At 66.9% G+C, this 22,058-nt stretch carries 5 protein-coding genes; 3 read left to right on the top strand and 2 right to left on the bottom strand.

The genetic code is table 11. The features are described 5' to 3' along the window. The 3 genes from ACFXN1_RS15970 to ACFXN1_RS15960 all read left to right on the top strand — a co-directional run. Positions 1-270, top strand: a 270-nt coding sequence (locus ACFXN1_RS15970; RefSeq protein WP_379463616.1) for a hypothetical protein, incomplete at its 5' end; no start/stop codon positions are given. 172 nt (positions 271-442) lie between these two features. Further along, entirely contained in the window at positions 443-1,555 is a 1,113-nt protein-coding gene (tal, locus tag ACFXN1_RS15965; protein WP_379440838.1) for a transaldolase, read from the top strand. Between the two features lie 1,143 nt (positions 1,556-2,698). Then, complete coding sequence (locus ACFXN1_RS15960) at positions 2,699-3,583, top strand: class I SAM-dependent methyltransferase (protein ID WP_379440839.1); 885 nt, start codon at positions 2,699-2,701, stop codon at positions 3,581-3,583. Positions 3,584-3,956: 373 nt separating this feature from the next. Here the strand turns inward: ACFXN1_RS15960 and ACFXN1_RS15955 are convergent, their stop codons facing one another. Both ACFXN1_RS15955 and ACFXN1_RS15950 read right to left on the bottom strand, forming a co-directional pair. Further along, positions 3,957-4,643: a DUF6875 domain-containing protein gene (locus tag ACFXN1_RS15955; protein ID WP_379404166.1), complete on the bottom strand. Its 687-nt coding sequence runs from the start codon at positions 4,641-4,643 to the stop codon at positions 3,957-3,959. Then, positions 4,640-21,787: an amino acid adenylation domain-containing protein gene (locus ACFXN1_RS15950; protein ID WP_379440841.1), complete on the bottom strand. Its 17,148-nt coding sequence runs from the start codon at positions 21,785-21,787 to the stop codon at positions 4,640-4,642. Before ACFXN1_RS15950 ends, ACFXN1_RS15955 begins: the two co-directional genes overlap by 4 nt. Between the last annotated feature and the right edge of the window lie 271 nt (positions 21,788-22,058).

Below are 22,058 nucleotides of genomic sequence, written 5' to 3'. Positions count from 1 at the left end.
GTGGACTCGACCAGCAGTCCGGCCATGGTGGAGGGGCGACCGATCACCGAAGGCAAGAGCATCGAGGTCGTGCTGACCGACGAGCAGGTCACTGCGCTCACCGCGCTGGGCCTGCCCGGTGGCGAATATCGCGTGCGCGGACGATTGGTGGACGACCAGGACCGACCCGTGGGTTTACCCGAGCCCCTGCGCGTCCCGGCTCGCTGGCTGCAGCCCGCCGAGGGGGTCGACCACCGCACGCATGGCAACCTCGATCCCTATTCGGGGTGACCGTGTGTGTCTTCCGCGCCTCAGCCCTCACCAGGCAGTCGATCTCCAGCCCATCGACCAGCCATGCCCGCAGACCCGAAACCAGCGAGAACACCGCACCGCGGCAGCGACCCTGGGTCTGCGGGAATTCGACCCGAGCCGCACTCTGCATCGAGTGGAAGGAGCACATGAGATGCCCGATCCGCTGACTGCGCTGACCCAGGCCGGGGTGTCGATCTGGCTCGACGACCTCAGCCGCGAACGCCTCGCCGACGGCAGCCTCGCCGATCTGGTTCGTGACCGCCACGTGGTCGGTGTGACCACCAACCCGACCATCTTCGCCAAGGCCATTGCCGGCAGCGACTGCTACGCCGACCAGATCCACGCGCTCGCGCTGCGGCGGGTGGATATCGCTGCCGCGCTGCGGGAGTTGACCTGCTACGACGTGCGCTGGGCCTGCGATGTGCTGCGCCCGGTGTATGACGCCACCGGCGGGATTGACGGGCGTGTATCGATCGAGGTCGACCCGCGTATCGCCCACGACACCGACCGCACCGTCGCCGAAGCCCACGCCCTGTGGTGGCTGGTGGACCGACCCAACCTGTTCGTCAAGATCCCCGCCGCCAAGCAGGGCCTGCCGGCGATCACCGGCTGCCTGGCCGACGGCATCGATATCAACGTCACCCTCATGTTCTCCTTGTACCGCTACCGTGAGGTGATCGACGCTTTCCTGACCGGGCTCGAGCAAGCCCGTGCACGCGGTAAAGACCTCAGTGCCATCCACTCCGTCGCCTCGTTCTTCGTCTCGCGCGTCGACACCGAGGTCGACAAGCGCCTCGACGAAGTCGGCACCGACCAGGCGGCGGCGCTACGCGGCCAGGCCGCCATCGCCAATGCCCGGCTGGCCTATCAACTCCACGAGCAAACTCTCGCCAGCGAGCGATGGCAGGCCTTGGCGCAGGCCGGTGCCCACCCGCAGCGTCCGCTCTGGGCCTCGACCGGGGTGAAAGACCATCGCTACGACGACACCCGCTACGTCGTGGAACTCGTCGCGGCCGGGGTGGTCAACACCATGCCCGAGGCAACCCTGCAGGCTGTCGCCGACCACGGCCTGCTCCCCGCCGACAGCATCCACGGCACCTACCCGCACGCCCGGCAGATCCTCGACGAGCTCGCCGCGGTTGGCGTCGATTACGACGATGTCGTCGCGACCCTGGAAGCCGACGGCGTCGCCAAGTTCGACGCCAGCTGGGACCAACTCGGCACCGACCTCGCCCACGCCCTCACCGCGCCCGCAGGACGGTGACCGCACGACCGCACTCTCGGCGATCATGATCGCGTGCGCCGGACTCACCAGCGCGGAAACCACACATGCATTGCACGACAACGGATTCGACAGCCACGTCACACCGACCCGCAACGAGCCGGCATGGGAACTCGAGGCACCGAGTAGTTGCGATCGCGGCTGAGACGGCATTGCACGACCAGCCGCTGCCAGCTGCGCCGACGCCCACCCGTCGCCGCAACGCCCGAGGTCGGATGCTTTTGGGATGACGTGGTCGACACTGTGTCGAGTGTGGTCGACGATGTCGTCGGCGCCGTCATGACAGTGGTTGGCGCCGCCGTGGGGACGGTGGAATCGACAGTCGGAATAGTCGCTGACGCAGTCGGATTCGTGATCGGCGGGATCGAACAGATTCCGATCGTCGGGCGATTCATCGGTGAGGCGATCGACCTTGGCCAGAGCATGGCACTGCCTTTCGTGCAGTTCCTCATCGACACCTTCGAGAACGAAGCGAATGTGCGGGTGCTGCCGGCGAAACCGTTCACCTACACCTCGGCGTTCGCCAAGAACCCGAGCACCAGCGAGCACCGGGGTGGGGTTCCAGGACATGATGATTCGCGCGAACTTCTTCAAGAACGCTCGCCGACTGATGGGTATTGGCCCATGAGGTCGGGCACGCGTGCAACCTGTTGCACGTCGGCGACAGAGACAACCTCATGTAACCCAGCGGCCCGCACGGCTCTCACCTCAGCCCGCTACAGTGCGGACTGCTCCGAATCTCCCGGCACGTCACCTACAAAGCGTGTTGCGAAGTCAGGGTCGGCCCGGAGATGGCCACTCTGTCCGGGTTCGTCGACAGAGCGTGGATGTGTTGGCAACCGGGTGGGGATGCCTTCGAGCACTTTCGCTGAAGCACATGGATTGCCTCCCCATGGGTGCGTTGAGGGCCCGTCCACTTCGAAATGGTGTTCGGTTGCGGAAAGTAGCCACATGGCGATCAGATCGAAAGGCAGACAAGACTTTTCGATTACGCTTGACAGTGGTCCGGAGCGGATCGAACCTGCGATCCGGGGATGAGAACAGAGCAGGTACCCGACGCTACTGCCGCCACGCGGTCGCCCTGGCTGTGCACCAGGACTAAAATTTGGCACGAGGCGGAGGGATATGACTCAATACCCACCCGATATCGAGATGATCGCCGCGATGCCTCGTGGCGGTCCGGATGCGTCTTGGCTCGACCGGCGACTACAGACCGGAAGGCTCGAATACCTCGACAGATACGACGTGCCCGAGCAGCGCAAGCGGAGGATCGTTACGTTCCTCGATCGAGTCGGCAACGTGTTCGGTGACCACGACCGCAACGCGCAGCTGGTCGTCGGACGGCTCGCCGGCCTCCGAAATCCGCGGGTGCTCGAATTGGGTGCCGGCCACGGCGAGCTGGCGGCACGAGTGCTCGACCTGCACCGCACCGCCACGGTGACAGTGACCGACCTGGACCCGAAATCGGTTGCCGCGATCGAAGCAGGTCCCCTCGGCGCCCACCCCCGTGCCACCGCCAGGGTCGCCGACGCGACCGCCATCGACGCACCCGACCGTAGCTACGACCTGGTCGTGCTAGCGACCTCGATGCATCACCTCCCGCCCAGCCTCGCGTACCGGGCCATCGCCGAAGCCACCCGTGTCGGGAGGAGATTCCTCGTCCTCGACGTGATGAGGCCGCCGGCGATTGCCTTGGCAGTGGTGCCGGTGCTCACCCTCATCCCCGTGATCTTGATCGTGATGGTCTGCTCCTCGCCGTTCGCGGTCGCCCCGGTCCTGCACGACGCGTACATCAGCTTGTTGCGCTCCTACAGCACATCGGCGTTCATGGCACTCGGCAGCGCTGCCGACCCCACGATCACTGTCAAGTTCCTGCCGACGACCGCGGGGCAAGCGGCCGTGCTCTACACCAAGCCGTCGAACGCTCAATTCACCGGCCGCATGCTTCCGGTGACCTACCGCCACTGGGTTGCTGTCGGTGATGGCGCAGGCCCACGCCGTGCCAGGTGATGATGCGATTCAGGTGCACAGACGGCCTCGGTGACGGGTGGGACCAACTGGGGACCACACGGCTTGCGTCGCAACGAACTTCGCCTGTTCGCGGGTGATCTCGGATTGCACTCGCATCGTGTGCGACGTGCACAGATGCCATGGCAGCATCTCTGGGGTCAAGTGGGTCGCAGGTTCAAATCCTGTCAGCCCGACAAAGAGCCGGTCTTCGGACCGGCTCTACTTGTATCTGTACCGGGTACCGAACGTCTTCTCTCAAACCCTCACGTTCACGGGTCCAGACGGGCCGGATCTGCGATGGCGGTGCGTTCTCCCGATTCGGTTGCAGCCAAACCTTTTTCGCACCACGCAAGTCGGCGGTTGCAAGGGTCCGTCACCGGCCGTCCGGACCGAGGTCGGGTGGGGCGTCCGGGGTTACGACGAGTCGGTTGGACATGGCGGTGGCGATGAACTTGGGGATGGCGGGGGCGAAGATTTTCAGGTAGAAGTTCATCCATTCGTGGCGGGAGCTGAGGAAGGGGAAATCGGTGGGGGCCATGTAGCGGATGGCGAGCATGGGGAGGGGGGCGTCCAGGGCGGGGAAGGACGGGTTGTGGAGGCCCGGGACGGTGCAGCCGGGGTAGAACTGGCCGAGCATCAGGCCCTGTTCGACGAATTTGGTTTTCTGGTCGTGCTGAACGGTGTCGATGTCGGCGTATTCGGCGAGGTCGGGGAAGACCGCGATGACGGCCTTGAGTTTGGAATCGGGTTCGGTCCGGGGTGGCAGGGTGGGAAACAGGTCGTAGAGGTCGGCGACTATTGCGGTGATGCGCGAGCGGTCGATATCACGACCGGGAATGAATGCGGCCCACAGGGATCGCAGTGCGATGGCGTGACTGGTGTAGGGGCAGACATTGCCGGGCCGGCCCAGGTCGGGGTGGGATTGGCACAGGTAATCGACCATCCATCGGCGCAGTTCGGCAAGGTGAGGGTGCATGCCGTTACCTGCTGCCACATCGGGGGCGAACAGGTTGACTGGCTCGACGCCGGAACGGGTTCCGACGATTCGGTCGGTGTTCATGATCGGCTTGTCCTTGCTGGGGTTTGTGACTCCGTGGGGGCGGCGTGGATGGACCGGAAGTGCTCGGTGAGGACAAAACCGATGGCGCGGAGCGCATCCTGATCGGTCATCCGTTCGTGCTGGACGGGAATCCGGTGCTCGCTGATGCGACCGGTGATGTGGTCGTTCCAGGCATGCGCACGAGAGGACCCGTCGACGTGGTGGTCGGCGGCGCTGAAGTAGATCAGATCACCGTCGAACAGTCCCGGCCGGTGGTTCCAGGTGAGGTCGATGAGCCGGGTGTAGTCGCGTTGCAAGCTCACGAGATGCTCGGAGGTCACCTCGGTGAAGAGTCCGCCTTGCCGGTGCAGCAACTCGGTCGCGGCCTCGACGGTCAGCTCGGTGTGGCCGTCCGGAACGGCGAAACCGCCGAACTCGGCGAGCATCGTCGCCACCGAGGGTGTGGGACCCCGGAAGCTGTCGGCCGTGACGATGCGGGTGTCCATCATGGCCAGGGTGGCGACGGAGTCGCCGTCGCGGCGGAGCTGGACCGCAATCGCGTGCGCGATGGTCCCGCCGAGCGAGTAGCCGAGCAGATGGTAGGGGCCGTGCGGTTGGACGGACCGGATCTCCTGCACATAGCGGGCGACGAGTTCGTCGAGGGTGTCGAACCGAACGGTGGGGTCGGACAGCGCGGGAGATTGCAGCCCGCAGACAGGACGGTCGGGATCGAGGTACTGCACGAGTCCGCTGAAACCCCAAGCCAATCCGACCGCCGGGTGGATACAGAACAGCGGCGGATCGGTCCCGGCAGCGCGCAGCGGCAGCATCACGGCGAGCGCCCCTGCCAGATCCTGTCCGTCGACGTCCTGCCCTGCGAGGCTGTCGCGGCGGCTCTCGATGCGGCGGGCCAGCGACTGCGGCGTCGGATCGGTGAACAGCCACTGCAGCGGCACCGTGACGCCGGTGGACTCCGCGAGCCGCGCCACGAGTTGGGTGGCGGCCAGCGAGTTGCCGCCGAGAGCGAAGAAGCCGTCGTCGACTCCGACTCGTTCGATGTCGAGGGTTTGGCCGAAGGCTTCGCAAACGGTGGCCTCGAGCGGGGTGGACGGCGCCCGGAACCGAGCCCGACCGCGCAGGTCGGGTGCGGGCAGGGCGTTGCGATCGAGTTTGCCGGTGGTCGTGAGCGGTATCCGGTCGAGCGTCGCGATGGCGGTCGGGATCATGTGGGTGGGCAATCGGGTAGCGAGGTGCCTGGTCAGCGCCGCGGCATCCGGTGTGGTGTGCGGGGCGGGCACCACATAGCCCGTGAGCTGGTCGACACCGTCGAGCCGGGTGTGGACCGCGACGGCGGCACGGGAGACGTCGGGATGGCTGCACAACGCGGTTTCGATGTCGCCGGGTTCGATGCGATGGCCGTTGACCTTGATCTGCAGATCGCTGCGGCCCAGGTATTGCAGTCTCCGGTCGCTGGTCCAGGTGACCAGATCACCGGTGCGGTACATGCGGGTCCCGGCCGGCCCGTACGGGTCGGGGATGAATCGTGCTGCCGTGAGCGCGGGTTGCCCGTGGTAGCCGCGGGCGATGCCCGGTCCGGACAGATACAGTTCGCCGACCACTCCGGGCGGGACCGGGCGCAGTCTGCGGTCGAGCACGACGGCGGAGAACCCGCGCGCCGGGCCGCCGACCGGCGCTGGACCGTCGGCGGTTGTGGTCAGGAGAACGTCGGTGCAGCTCTGGATGGTGGTCTCGGTCGTCCCGTAAGCGTTGATCAGCGTGCGGTCCGGGGCCCATCGGGTTGCCAGATCCGGTGAGCATGTCTCGCCGCCGAGGATCAGGGTGTGGAGGGTATCGAGTCCGTCCGGGCGCAGCGATGCGAGCACGGTCGGAGTGACGGCCGCATGGGTGACCTGTGCGGCCTCGATCAGCTCGGCCAGTTCGGCGCCGGCGACCACACGCTCCGGTGCGAGCACCAGGGTGCCTCCGGCGGCGACGGCGCTGAGCCATTCGAGGATCGACACGTCGAAGGTCGGTGAGGCCGCGGCCAGCATTCGAGAGGACGAGGTGAGGCCCAACTGCTCCCGCGCTTCGGCGGCCAGATTCGCAATCCCGGTATGGGTGACCACGACGCCCTTGGGGGTCCCGGTCGAGCCCGAGGTGTAGATCAGGTAGGCGGGATGCTCCGGCCGGAGCGTGGCCGTGCGCTCGGAATCGTCGATCGCGTTGGCGGACAACGACATTGCCTTCGCGGCGAATCCGGGACTGTCGAGGCTGAGCCACGTGGTGTTGTCCGGCAGCCGGTCTCGATAGGTCTCGGCGGTCAGCCCGGCGATGGCACCGGCATCGGCGAGAATGCCGCTGATCCGGTCTTCGGGCTGGGTGGGGTCGATCTGCACGAACGCGGCGCCGGTCTTGGCGACCGCCCAGACGGCGATCATGGCGTCGATGGAGCGCGGTAACGCCACGGCCACAAACGATTCCGGTCCTGCCCCGGCCTCGATCAGTATCCGCGCCCACCGGTTCGAAACTTCGTCGAGTTCGTGGTAGGACAACCGTTCACCGTCACAGACCAACGCGTCCGCGTCGGACCTCGCTGCGGCCGCGAACACCTGCGGCAACGTCGATGTCGCCACGCTGGGCCCACCGCGAACGGGTGCGAGGGTGGCCAGCTCATCCGACGACAGCAGTTGGACGCGCAGCAGTGAGAGATCGATGTCATCGGTGATGGCGTCGAGCACGCGCAGCACCCGGCCGGCGAGGGCGTCGATCTCGTCTGGCGAGAACAGTCCGGGCTGGTATTCGAAGGTCAGCTCCAGCCGGTTACCGAGATGGACGATCAGGCCGAGCGGGTAGTGCGCGGCGTCTCGTCCCTGCACGTCGAGGACATGCATCCCGGCGATGTCGGTGTCTGCGGACAAGCCGGCCGTGTCGACCGGGTAGGACTCGAAGACGGTCACGGTGTCGAACATCGCGCCGAACCCGGTCACTCGCTGGATCCGGGCGAGTCCGAGGTGGTCGTGGTCGAGCAGCGCTGCTTGTTCGGCCTGGATTCGCCGCAGCAGCTGAGCGAGACTTTCGCCGTAGTCGAGCCGGACCCGGACGGGCACGGTGTTGACGAACAGGCCGATCATCGATTCGATGCCGGGGAGCTGCGGGGGGCGTCCGGAGATGGTGGTGCCGAAGACGACGTCCTCGCGCGCGGTCGCGCTCGCGAGCACGATCGCCCAGGCGGCTTGGACGACGGTGTTGAGGGTGCTCTCCTGCTGGTGAGCCACCGTGACCAGGGCCGCGGTGCGGTGCTCGCTCAACCCCACCCGGACTTCGCGCGCGGCGGCGGTGTGCTGGCGGCCGCGGTCCGCATGCGCCAGCAGAGTCGGCTCGGTGACGCCCTCGAGTGTCCGTGCCCACGCCGCTTCGGCCGCATCCTGATCCTGGGCCTGCAGCCACATCAGGTAGTCGCGGTAGGGACGCACCGGGGGCAGTGCACCGGGGTCACTGTCGCCGGCGTAGAGGATCAGCAGTTCCCGGATCAGCAGTGGGGTGGACCAGCCGTCGATCAGAATGTGATGCATGCTCAGCAGCAGTGTGTACCGCTGGGGGGCCGTGCTGATCAGTGTCAGTCGCAGCAGCGGCGCCGCGGTCATGTCGAAGTGCCGGTCGGCGGCCATGATTTGATCGAGCGCGGCCGCGGTGTCGGAGCCTTCTGCGAGGTCGATCTGGGTGAACGGCACGTCGACACAACGGTGTACCACCTGGACGGGCTCGCCGGTGCCGTCTTGAACGAACGCTGTCCGCAGGTTCGGATGCCGTCCGATGAGAGTCTGTGCGGCGCGGCGTAATCGGTCCGCGTCGACGCGCCCACCGAGTTCCATCCGGAGTTGCACGATGTAGTCGTCGCGGGTGCCGTCGGCGAGCTGGGCGTGGAACAACAGCCCCGCCTGGAGCGGCGTCAGCGGCCAGATATCGTCCAGCTCCGGGTATTTGGCCGCGAGCCGGTCGATCGCGGCCTGGTCGAGGTCGACGAGGCCGACATCGGAGGGCGTCAGCCCGCCCGCGCCGGGCCGGGACGCGTGGGCCGCGAGAGCCGTCACCGCGTCGCGCCACAGTTCCGCGAGGTCGGTGACCTCGGCGGCGGTGATCAGGCCGGCCGGGTAGTCCCAGGTCGCGGTCAGGGCAGGTCCGTCCGGCGTGTCCTCGGTGGCCGCGTTGATGCCGAGGACGGCCGCCGCGGATGCATCGGGGTGCTGGGCGCCGCCCGCGGCATCGTCACCGGCGGGCAGCCACCCGGTGTCGCGCAACGCATCGGGAATCGTGTCGAATCGGCCGAGATAGTTGAAACTCACCTGGGGGTCGGGCAGCGCGCCCAGGATACGGGCGGTATCGGTGTTGAGGTAGCGCAGCAGCCCGTAGCCGATCCCGTGGCCGGGGACCCGCCGGAGTTGTTCCTTGACCGATTTGACGACCGCCCCCGCGGCGGCGCCGGCGTCGAACGCGTCATCGATGTCGATATCGGACAGGTCGAGCCGCACCGGGGAGGTGGTGGTGAACCATCCGACAGTGCGGGTGAGGTCGGCACCGGGGAGAACCGTGTCGTCGCGCCCGTGGCCTTCGCGAGTGAGCAGCGTGTCGGTGACATCGTCGCCGTGGCGGCGCCGCCACCGGGTCAGCGCCAGTGCGAGCCCCGCGATGAGGGCATCGTCCACATTGCCGCGGAACGCCCGGGGCAGGGTGGTGAGTACTGCGCGGGTCACCGCGGTGGGCAGCGTCACCCGAACGGTGGCAACGGTGGCCTGCAGGTCCACGACCGGGTCGAGCGGCCGCGTCCCGATCGGCGGATCGGCGGCGGCGAGTGTGGAACGCCACCAGTCGAGTTCATCGAGGTTCGCGGCAGCGGTCTCGAGGCCGTGCGCCCAGCGTCTCATCGACGTACCGACGGGCATGAGCTGCGGCCGTTGCCCGGCGCTCACCTGGGCGCCGGCGACAGCAAGGTCGGGAACGAGGATCCGCCACGACACGCCGTCCACCACCAGGTGGTGTGCGACGACCAGGAGCCGACCCGGCCCGCCTGCGCAGTCGAACCAGACCAGCTGGAGCATGACTCCCGCGGCGGGGTCGAGGCGTTCGGCGGCCGCGCGTGCCTCGGCGTCGGCAATCGCGGCGAACGCGCTGCTGTCCGGTGCCGCATCGACAGACACCTGCCGGATCAGTCCGGCGGCGGATACCCCGGTCGGCTGCACCTGCACTGCCCAGCCCGATGGATGTGCGGGGTCGGGCTGTAGCCGGGCCCGCAGCATGTCGTGATGATCGAGCACCGCTTGCACGGTCGCCGCGATGGCAGATTGCTCGATGCCGGTCGGCAGCGTGAGCATCACCCACTGGCAGAAGCGGTCGAATTCGCCACGCTCGAACATCCAGCACATGATCGGCGTCAACGGCATCGGCCCCACACCTCCGCCGGGCAGTTCTGCCGGGAGGGAGGCTGCCGCGGCACTGTCGCGGACCGCGATCTGGGCCAGTCCGGCGACCGTTCTACGCTCGAACACCTCACGCACGGACAGCACCAGACCCGCCGCCTTGGCCCGGGTCACCAGCTGGATCGACATGATGCTGTCTCCGCCCAGGGCGAAGAACGAGTCATCGAGCCCGATCGTGTCGACCCCCAGTACCTCGGCGAACAGTCCCGCGAGCGTCGTCTCCGTCTCGGTGACCGGCGCCCTGAATTCGGTTCGGCCCGTGCTGAAGTCGGGCTCGGGCAGCGCGAGGCGGTCGATCTTGCCCGTCTCCGTCGTCGGCAGCGCGTCGAGCACCATCACGGCCGCCGGCACCATGTGCGGGGCCGATCGCTGCCCGGCGAACGCGAGAATCGCGACCGGATCCAGATCGGCGCCGGGCTCGGGCACCACGTACCCGATCAACCGATCGCTGGTGGCGGAGCCGCGGTGCACGGTCGCCACCGCACCAGCCACTCCCGGGTAGGCCAGCAAGCCCGCTTCGACCTCGCCGAGTTCGATACGGAAGCCACGGATCTTGACCTGGAAGTCCGCCCGGCCGACATAGTCGAGGGTCAGACCTCCTTCCGGTAGCCGCAGCCACCGCACCAGGTCCCCGGTCCGATACATGCGCTGCCCGGGGCCCGCGAACGGATCGGCGACGAACCGCGACGCTGTCAGACCCGTCCGGTTGCGGTAGCCGCGAGCCAGTCCCGGACCGGTGAGGTACAACTCGCCGACGACGCCGAGCGGCACCGGACGCAACCACGCGTCGAGCACGACCTCACCGACGCCGCGGATCGGTCCGCCGATGGTCGCGGCCTCACCCGGCACCATCGGCGCACCGGCATCGGTCTGGATCGTGGCCTCCGCCGGACCGTAGGTGTTGAACAGTTTCCGGCCCGGCGCCCACCGTGACACCAGTTGTGGTGGGGGCTCCTCGCCTCCGATCACGACGGTCCCGAGGTTCCGCAGCCCGGCCGGGTCGACCGTGCTCAGGGCCGTGGGTGTCAGCGCGGCGTGGGTCACCGAGTTCTGCGAAATGATCTGCGCCAGTTCGATTCCGCCGAGAACGGTCGGCGGCGCGATCACCAGCCGCCCGCCGGACGCGAACGCCCAGAGCAGTTCCAGGACCGCCGCGTCGAAACTGGGAGACGCGGCATGCAGTACCCGCGCGCCCGGCCCGAGGTCGAACCGCGTGCACTGCTCGGCCACCAGGTTCGCCAGCCCCCGGTGCGAGACCACCACGCCCTTCGGCACACCCGTCGAGCCGGACGTGTAGATCATGTACGCGGCGTGATCGACCCGGACCGGCCGAATTCGCTCGGCATCGGTCACCGGCACCGCCTGCAACCCCGCCGCCTCCGCTTCGAGCGCCGGCTCGTCGAGGACCAGCCACCGCACCGATCCGGGCAGTCGATTCCTCCACTCCGACAGCGTGATTCCTGTCGCGACGCCCGAATCGCTGAGCATGTGCAAGATCCGGTCCCCCGGATTGCGCGGATCCACCGGGACGAATGCCGCCCCCGACTTCGCCACCGCCCACACTGCGAGAACTGACTCGTAGGAGCGCGGCAACGCAACCGCGACACTCGTCTCCGGCCCGGCACCTCGGCCGATCAGCAAGCGCGCCAGCCGATTCGACTCGGCATCCAGCTCGCCATAGGTCCACTGCCGGTCCCCGCACACCACCGCCACCGCCCCCGGATCCCGGGCCACCGTCGCCGCGAAGAGCTCCGGCAACATCCGCTCCGGTATCGCGGGATCACCTGATACCGGCGCCAATTCGCGGTATTCCTGCGGCGAGAGCAGATTCAGCCGGGTCAGCGGCAGATCCGGGTCGGCGGCAATGTCGCCCAGCACGCCCACGAACCGCCGCAGGGTCGCCGCGATGGTGTCGTGGTCGAAGAACTCGGGCAGGTACTTGATCTCGAGGTGTAGTCGCGAGTCGACGCGCCCGACCACGCCCAGCGGATAGTGCGCCGCGTCGGCGCCGGTCACGTCGACCAGCCGCATGCCGGCGATGTCGGTGTCCGCGGTCAACCCGTGGCGGTCGACCGGGAAGGACTCGAACACCGTCACCGTGTCGAATGCCGCCCCCGGCCCGGCCGCCCGTTCGATGTCGGCCAGACCGATGAACTGATGATCGAGCAGCGTGGCCTGCTCGGCCTGGATGCGGTCGAGCAGTTGCCCGAGGGTCTCGGTGGCGTCGAGGCGGACGCGCACCGGGACCGTGTTGATGAACAGCCCGATCATCGATTCGATACCCGCGATCTGCGGGGCCCGTCCGGAGACCACGGCACCGAACGTCACGTCCTGCCGGGATGTCAACGTGCCCAGCACGATTGCCCATGCCGCCTGGATCATGGTGTTGAGCGTGATTCCGCGGGACCGTGCGCGGCCGGTCAACTCCGCGGTCTGCGCCTCGGTGAGTTCGTCGAGCACCGCACGCGATTCGGTGTAGTGCCGGCGAGGATCGGCCGCAGCCACCAGGGTCGGCTCGTCGGCGCCGTCGAACGCCCGGGCCCAGGCGTCGAGCGACGGGGCCGGGTCCTGCCGGGCGACCCAGGTCAGGAAGTCCCGGTAGGGGCGCACCTGCGGCAGCATCGTGGCGTCGCAGTCGGTGGCGTAGAGCACCAGCAGCTCCTGCAGGAGCAGCGGCGTCGACCAGCCGTCGAGCAGCAGGTGATGATTGGTCAGCACCAGCCGGTACTGCTCCGGCCCGGTGGTGACCAGCATCCAGCGGAGCAGCGGGGCACGCGCCGGGTCGAACCGGGTGGTGCGGTCCGTGGCCATGAGCCGCGTCCACTCACGTTCGCGTGCACCATCATCCAGCCCGGACAGGTCCAGCTCCGCCCATGGCGCCTCGGCGTCGTCGTCGATCACCTGTACCGGTCCGGCGTCGGTGACGAAGGCGGCGCGCAGATTCGCATGCCGGTCGAGCAGCATGTGCACGGCTCGGCGCAGCCGCGGTGGATCGACCCGGCCGCGCAGCTCGAGGACCAGCTGCGTGATGTAGGCATCCACCGACTGCTCGGACACCAGCGCATGGAACAGCAGCCCCTGTTGCAGTGGAGCCAAGGGCCAAACGTCGCTCAAGGCCGGATATCGGTCCTCGAGCTGCTCGATCTCGGATTGGCCGAGCCCGGCCAGCGCCAGATCCGACGGCGTCCGTCCCCCCCTCCCGGCACGGCGGACGTGCGCCGCCAGCGCGGTCAGTACCGAGTGCCACGACTCCGCCATCTCGCGCACCGCATCGGCGCTGAGCACCCCGGTGGGATACGACCAGATCGCTTGCAGCCGTGGCCCGTTCGCGTCGTCCATGACGAGAGCATTGATGTCGAGCACCGCCGGCACCGGCATATCCGGAGGCTGTGTACCGGCGAGCTCTGCCGCACCCGAGGCATCGCCGAGGTCCACCGGCACCCATCCGGCCGCCGGAATCGCTTCGGCGCCAAGGTAGTTGAACGCGATCTGCGGTGGCGCGGTGGCGAGGATCGGTCCGGCGTCCTCGTCGAGATACCGCAGCAGGCCGTAGCCGATCCCGTGGTCCGGGACGGCTAGGAGCTGTTCCTTGACGGATTTGACCGCTGCCCCCAGCGCCGGCCCGCCCGCGTACGCGTCGTCGAGATCGATGCCCGAAAGATCCAGGCGCATCGGGAAACTCGTGGCGAACCAGCCGACCGTCCGTGCCGGATCCGAGCCCGGGACAATGCCTTCCGCACGGCCGTTTCCTTCGAGACGGATCGCCACGTCCGCGGAAGTCGCCGTGTCGTGCTCGCGCCGCCACCTCGCGATCGTCACCGCCAACGCGGCCAGCAGCCCGTCGTCCACACTGCCGTGGAAAGCCGCGGGCACCGTGGTCAGCAGGGCCTCGGTCGTCTCGGGGTCGATGTCGACCTGGACCGTGCGGGCGGTCGCGACCACGTCGATCGCGGGGTCGAGGGGCCGTGACCCGAGCATCGGATCGTTCCCGGCGGTCATCGCCTGCCACAATGCGAGCTCGGCGGCGCGCTCCGGGCGTTGGGCCGCGTCGACCAGCCCGTGCGCCCAGCTGCGCATCGATGTGCCGGTCGGGGCCGAATCGGGTGGCTCGCCGGAGGCGCTCCGCGTCCACGCGGCCGTGAGATCCGGGACCAGCACGCGCCAGGAGACGCGATCGATCACCGACCGATGCACCACCACCAGCACCGTGCCCGGACCCGCCGTGTTCACCGGGTCGAACCAGACCACCTGCGTCACGATCCCGGCTCCCGGATCGAGCCGGTCCGCAGCGGCATCCAGCTCGGCCGCCGCCAACGCACGGGACTCGCCGCGCCCCGCTTCCATCGGCACCCGCACGAGAACGTCGTCGGCGCGAATCATTCCGGCCGGCAACACCTCCCACGCCCACTGCCCGTCGGTGCCCGGGGTCAGTTGCGAGCGCAGCATGTCGTGGCGATCGAGTACCGCCTGTACGGCGTCGGTCAGCTGCCGCCGGTCGATCCCCGCCGGCAGGCCCAGCATCATCGCCTGCGAGTAGCGGCCGCAGGTCGGCCCCGCCCGCTCGAGCAACTCTCGCATGATCGGCGTCAGCGGTAGCGGGCCCACGCCTGCGCCGGGCGGTTCGGCCGGAAGGGATGTCTCCGCAGCGCCCTCGTGGATGGCGACCTGGGCGAGTCCGGCGACCGTCTTGCGCTCGAACACGTCGCGTGGGGAGAACACCACGCCTGCGGCTCTGGCCCGATTCACCAGCTGGATCGACATGATGCTGTCCCCGCCGAGGGCGAAGAAGGAGTCGTCGATACCGATGGTGTCCAGGTGGAGCACGCCGGCGAATGCCTCGGCGATGCGATGCTCGATCGAAGTTCGGGGCGCCCGATACGGTTTGTCGTCGGCGAATACCGGTTCGGGCAACGCCTTACGATCGATCTTGCCCGCCGGTGTCAACGGAATCCGGTCCAGCACCACGATCGAGGACGGAACCATGTACGACGGAACACGATCGGCGACATGCTCCGCCAAAAGCGCGGTATCCATCGAATACCCCAGCGCGGCAACAACATACGAGACCAGCGACTGAGTTCCCGAGTCGGCGCGATAGCCGATCGTGACGGCTTGACCAACACTCTCGTGCGCCGCCAGCGCCGAATCGATCTCACCCAACTCGATACGAAGACCCCGGATCTTCACCTGGAAATCGGACCGGCCCAGATACTCGATCGCACCATCGGCCGACCAGCGAACCACATCACCGGTCCGATACATGCGCTCACCTAGCAACCACGGACACGCCACGAAACGCTCCGCCGTCAGACCCGGGCGGCGCAGATACCCACGCGCCAATAGACCACCGGCGATATACAACTCACCCGCCACACCGACCGGCACCGGCTGCAATCGCTGATCCAGTATCCATGTCGAGGCGCCCGGCACCGGTCCACCGATCGTGACCGACTCCCCCGCTACCAGGGGGGAAGTCACTGTCGCGGTGATGGTGGTCTCGGTGGGCCCGTAGTCGATCGTCAGCCGAAGATTCCCACTCCACCGCTCGACCAGTTCGGTGCGACAGCTCTCGCCACCGACGATCACATGCCTCAAATCAGGCAATGGCCAGCGGGTGTGGTCGATCGTGGACAAGACAGAGGGTGTAATACACACGTGGCTGACGTGTTCGCGGTCGAGGAGTTCGGCGAGTTCGTCGCCGCCCACGGCGTCGCCGGGTGCGATGATCATCGCCGCGCCCGAACCCAACGGCAACAGCAGCTCGAGAACCGCGACATCGAAGCTCGGGGAGGCCAGATGCAGTATGCGGCTATGGGTTTCGATACTCAGGGCGGCGTGACGTTCAGTGGTGGAGTTGTTCAGTCCCCGATGGGTGACAGCGACGCCCTTGGGCAGCCCGGTCGATCCGGAGGTATAGATGACATAGGCGATATCGTCGACATGCACCGGACGCACCCGATCATCGTCGGTGACCGGCCGATCATCGCCCTCATCAAGGTAATCCGCTGTCAGCCAATCGATGTCATCCGGTAGCCGTGCACGCGCGGAGGCCGCGGTCAGGCCGACAGCCGCCCTCGAATCGGTCACCAAATGGGCGACGCGTTCGGCCGGATTGCTCGGATCGATCGGCAGGAAAGCGGCTCCCGTTTTGGCCACCGCCCACATCGCCAGCACCGAATCCGCGGAACGCGGAATGCCGATCGCGACAACATCTTCCGGACCTATCCCCTGGCGAATGAGCTGCCGCGCCCACCGATTCGAACGCTCGTCCACCTCCCGGTAACTCAGCTGCCGTCCTCCGGCCACGATCGCTGTCGCATCAGGATCCAATCCAACTGCGGCGGCGAACAGGTCGGGCATGGTGACCGGCGCGACCGGAGGTGCACCGTGACGGGTGAGCAAGTCGGCTCGCTCGGCGGGCTCGAGCACCTCGATCGCCCCGACCGGAACCGTCGGGTCGGCGGCCACCGACTCCAGAATCCGGATCCACCGGCGGGTAAGAGAGTCGATCGTCGCGGCATCGAACAAGTCCGTGGCGAAGGTGAGCGCGACGGTCATGTCGCCGCTGTCGTGGTCCTGCGAGAGTATGAATTGCAGGTCGAAGCGGGCGACGTTGTTGGGCAGGTCGACCACCGACAGTTCGAGATCGGGCAGCTTCAGCTGCACCGGTTCCAGGTTCTGGAATGCCAGCATCACCTGGAACAGCGGATGGCGAGCCTGGGATCGGTGCGTGACCAACTGATCCACCACTTGCTCGAACGGGACATCGGCATGGTCGAAGGCATCCAGGTCGACCCGCCGCACCCGGCCGAGCAGATCGGCGAACGACTCCCCCGGATCGACCTGGGTCCGCAGCACCAACGTATTGACGAACATCCCGACCATATCGTCGAGCTCCGCCACACCGCGACCCGCAACCGGCGTGCCGACCGGAATATCGGCGGACCCGCTCATCCGGGCGAGCAACACCGCCAAGGCACCATGAATCATCATGAACAGCGAAGAATTGTGCTGCCGCGCAGCATCTTCCAACGCACGAACCAACTCCGCACCCAACGAGAAATTCGCCGTCGCACCCCGATTCGACATCACCGCCGGACGCGGCCTGTCGAACGGCAGATAGAGCTCGTCGGGAACTCCGTCCAATGCTTCGGTCCAGTATCGAATCTGCTGCGTGCACAGCGATTCCGGTTCGTCCAGCGAGCCGAGGGTAGCTCGCTGCCACAGGGCATAGTCCGCGTACTGGACGGGCAGCGGTGTCCACGACGGCGCCTCACCGCGGATCCGGGCGGCATAGGCGGTCGTCACGTCACGAGCCAGCGGTGCCATCGAGAAGCCGTCCGCGGCAATGTGATGCACCACGACGGCCAGCACGTGTTCCGATTCCTCCGCATCGGCCACGCGGAACAGCTGGGCGCGCACCGGCACCCGGGTGCTCACATCGAAGCCTTCGGTCACGAATTCGGTTATCACCGGGACCAATTGGCTGAACGAGACCGTCGTCAGAGTGGGTTCCCGGTCGACGTGGTCGACGGATTCGATGACCTGGATCAGCATTCCGTCGTGATCCGGGTACCGCGTTCGCAAGGATTCGTGTCTGGCCAGCACGTCGATCAGGGCCAGCCGCAGGGCATCGACGTTCAATTCGCCACGCAGCCGAAGGGCGATCGGCATGTTGTATGCCCCGGAGGCGGTGTCGTATTGGTTGAAGAACCACATTCGTTGTTGCGCAGGCGCCAACGGCACGAGATCGGGGCGCGGACCGGCGATCAGTGGCGGGCGGGGTCGCCGCCCCGTCAGTGCCTCCTGCTCCATCCGGGTGGCCAGTTCCGCGGTCGTGGCCGCATCGAACAGCAGCCGCACCGGAATTTCGATATTCAGCGCAGCCCCGAGGCGCGCTGCGACCCGGGTCGCGACCAAGCTGTCCGCGCCCAGGGCGAAGAAGGAGTCGTCGATACCGATGGTGTCCAGGTGGAGCACATCGGCGATTGTCTCGGCGATGAGATGCTCGATCGGTGTTCGCGGTGCCCGGTACGGTTTGTCGTCGGTGAACACCGGTTCGGGCAGCGCCTTGCGATCGAGCTTGCCCGTGGGTGTCAACGGGATCCGGTCCAGCGCCACGATCGCGGACGGAACCATGTACGACGGCACACGATCGGCGACATACTCCGCCAAAAGTGCGGGATCGATCGAATACCCGGGCGCGGCAACAACATACGAGACCAGCGACTGAGCTCCCGAATCGGCGCGATAGCCGATCGTGGCGGCATAACCGACACTCGCGTGACCCGCGAGCACGGAATCGATCTCACCGAGCTCGATCCGAAGACCGCGAATCTTGACCTGGAAGTCGGACCGGCCGAGATACTCGATCGCACCATCGGGCGACCACCGGACCGCATCACCTGTCCGATACATGCGCTCACCCGGCAACCACGGACACGCTACGAACCGCTCCGCCGTCAACCCCGCCCGGCGGTAATACCCACGCGCCAATAGGCCACCGGCGACATACAATTCACCCGCCACACCGACCGGCACCGGCTGCAATCGCTGGTCGAGGATCCATGTCGAAACGCCGCGGATCGGACGGCCGATCGTGACCAGGCCCCCTGCCGCCAGCGAGGTCAGCGTGACCGCGATCGTGGTCTCGGTGGGCCCGTATTCGTTGAGCAGTTCACGATCACCACTCCACCGTTCGATCAGGTCGGTGCCGATGCCTTCGCCACCGACTATCAGGTGCCCCAAATCCGGTAACAGCCAACGGGTGTGGTCGATTGTCGACAGTGCCGAGGGTGTAATACACACGTGGCTGACGTGTTCGCGGTCGAGGAGTTCGGCGAGTTCGTCGCCGCCGAAGCTGTCGCCGGGTGCGACAACCATCGTCGCGCCCGCGCACAGCGACAACAGCAGTTCCAGGACCGAGACATCGAAGCTCGGTGAAGCCAGATGCAGTGTGCGGGATCGGTTTCCGATGCCGATGGCATCCCGGTGCATGGTGGCGCAGTTGTTCAGTCCTCGATGGGTGACAGCTACGCCCTTGGGCAGCCCGGTCGATCCGGAGGTGTAGATGACATACGCGATATCGTCGACACGCAACCGACGCACCCGATCACCGTCGGTGACCGGCCGATCATCGCCCTCATCGAGGAAATCCGCTGTCAGCCAATCGATGTCATCCGGTAGCCGTGCACGCGCGGAGGCCACCGTCAGGCCGACAGCCGCCCTCGAATCGGTCACCAAGTGGGCGACGCGCTCGACCGGATAGCCCAGATCGATCGGCAGGAAGGCAGCCCCCGACTTGGCAACCGCCCACACCGCCAGCACCGAATCCGCAGAACGCGGCATACCGATCGCGACAACATCTTCCGGACCGATACCCCGCTCGATCAGCTGCCGAGCCCACCGATTCGAACGCTCGTCCACCTCCCGGTAACTCAACTCCCGGCCGCCGGACACGATCGCCGCCGCATCAGGATCCACCGCAACCGCGGTAGCCAGCAGTTCGGCCAGGGTGACCGGCGCCATCGCGGGTGCACCGTGACGCGCCAGCAACTCGGCGCGCTCGGCGGGCTCGAGCACGTCGATCGCCCCGACCGGAACGGTCGGATCGGCTACCACGGACTCCAGAATCCGGATCCACCGACGTGCAAGAGAATCGATCGTCGCGGCATCGAACACATCCGTGGCGAAGGTGACCGCGGCGGTCATGTCGCCGCCGCCGGGGTCTGCCGACAGGACGAATTGCAGGTCGAAACAGGATATTTCGCTGGAGAGGCCGACCGCTGGCAGTTCGAGGTCGAGTAGTTCCGGTTCGATAGGTTCCGCGTTCCGGAATGCCAGCATCACTTGGCACAAGGGGTGTCGCGATAGAGATAGCTGGTCCACCACTTGCTCGAACGGGACATCGGCATGATCGAACGCATCCAGATCGACCTGCCGGACCCGCCCGAGCAGATCAGCGAAGGACTCCCCCGGATCGATCTCGGTCCGCAACACCAAGGTATGTGCGAACATCCCGATCGCATCGTCGACCGCTGTGCCGACCGGAATATCGGTGCCACCACTCATCCGCACAAGCAATACCGCCAATGCACCATGCACAACCGTGAACAACGAAGAATCATGCCGCCGCGCACAATCCTCCAACCCCCGAACCAACCCCGCATCCAACGAAAAATCCGCAGTCGCACCACGATTCGACATCACCACCGGCCGCGGCCTGTCGAACGGCAGACGAAGCTCCTCGGGAAGATCCGCGAGGGCATCCCGCCAGAACGCCAGGTTCTCGCGGCGGCGGCGGATCCCGGCGCTTTCGGCCAGGCTGCCGGGGTGGACCTGTCCGAGCTCGGTGTCCGCTGTGGCGGCGGCGAATTCGTCGATGAACTCCGCGAATGCGGCGCTGTGCGCCGACAGTTCGAGGTCGGTGTACAGGTTGGGATTGGCCAGGAACTGGAGGAGCGTCCGCGGCGGATCCCCGGTCCGATACACGTCGACCAGCACATCCTCGACCGGGCCGGAGCTGAGGATATGGAATTCACCGGTCACCGACCCGAGTTGGAGCTTCTGGTCGAAGAGCATGACATTCACGACCGGGCCCGCGAAGCGGCGCTCGGCGCCACGCGACCCGGCGGCGGCGCGAATGTCGGGGAGGCCGCACCGCTGGTGCCGCAACACACCCACCAGATCGGACTGCACCCGCAGCGCCAGTGTCGCGACGGTGTCCCGTGGGTCGAGGACGATCGGAAGCGGTGCCACGTTGACGAACACCCCCGCGGATCGCCGCAGCACGGCGGTCGTGCGACCCGACACGGGAATGTTGACCAGGACCTCGTCGCGGCCGGTCTTACGACCCAAATAACAGCCGAATGCGGCGATCACCACCGCGGCCGGGCTCGCCCCCACTGCTTTCGCCGAGTGCTCGATCCGCTCCACCGTCGCCGCCGACAGTTCGGTGATTGCCACAACACTGTCCGCGCACGCGGGCGCCTGCCCGTCGGCCAGGCTGGACTCCTCACCGACGTCGGCGAGCCTGTCCACCCAATATGCCTGGTCGTCGGTGAACCGCTTCGACTCCCGGTAGCTACGCTCGGCCTCGTAGAGGGCGCGGATGTCTGCCGGCCGATTGGGCTCTGCGGTGTGGCCCTGCACCGCCGCCGTGTACAACTCGGCAATCCGGTTCACGATCATCATCGCGCCGTAGCCGTCCAGTGCGACGTGGTGACTCCGGCAGTACAGCAGATAATCCCGATCCCCCACCTGCACAATCGCCGTTGCGACCAACAGATCCCGGGTCATGTCGAGCGGTGCTGTGTACTCCCGGCGCATCCATTCCAAGCCGGCTGCGATGGGATCCGATGCACCACGGACATCGATCACCGGTCCCGTCATGTTCAGCGACGGGTCGTACCGCTGATACGGCTCACCGTCGGCCTCAACCAATCGCAGATACCCGGACTGGAACTCGTGGCCGGCTCGAATCGCCGCCTCACGCAGCAGATCACCGTCGAGGTCGCCATGCAACTCGACATACTGTGCCTCGGATATCGGCACATCCGGAGTCAATTTCTGCGCCAGCCACAGCCCCTGCTGCCCGGCAGACAGCGGTATCAACTCTGTGGTCGACGCGCCCGGCTCGGCATTTCCGCTCGATCCTCGGCCAGGGTCGGGCTGCGGTCGCGGTGCAGTCATTACATCCCTCTAACCCTGGACCGCGCTTTATTCGCGCCTTAATTTCCTGCAACCCCGACCGCGGCCAGTATAAGCCGATCGGTACGTTCGTGTACACCGCCGCACACTGGGATAGTTTCCATATCCACTAGGAAGGTGCGCAGTGCACTGGGTATTCCACGAGGGCTTCACCGGGAACACCGCAGCGGTCGAACAGCAACGATTCAGATACTTCTCACGTTCGATTCGACGACCAAATGTCTCTTTATTCCTGCATTTGCGCCGGTCGGCC

The organism is Nocardia sp. NPDC059154, assembly GCF_042755705.1.
In the GTDB taxonomy this organism is placed as follows: domain Bacteria; phylum Actinomycetota; class Actinomycetes; order Mycobacteriales; family Mycobacteriaceae; genus Nocardia.
This window is presented reverse-complemented; position numbering and strand designations above follow the sequence as displayed.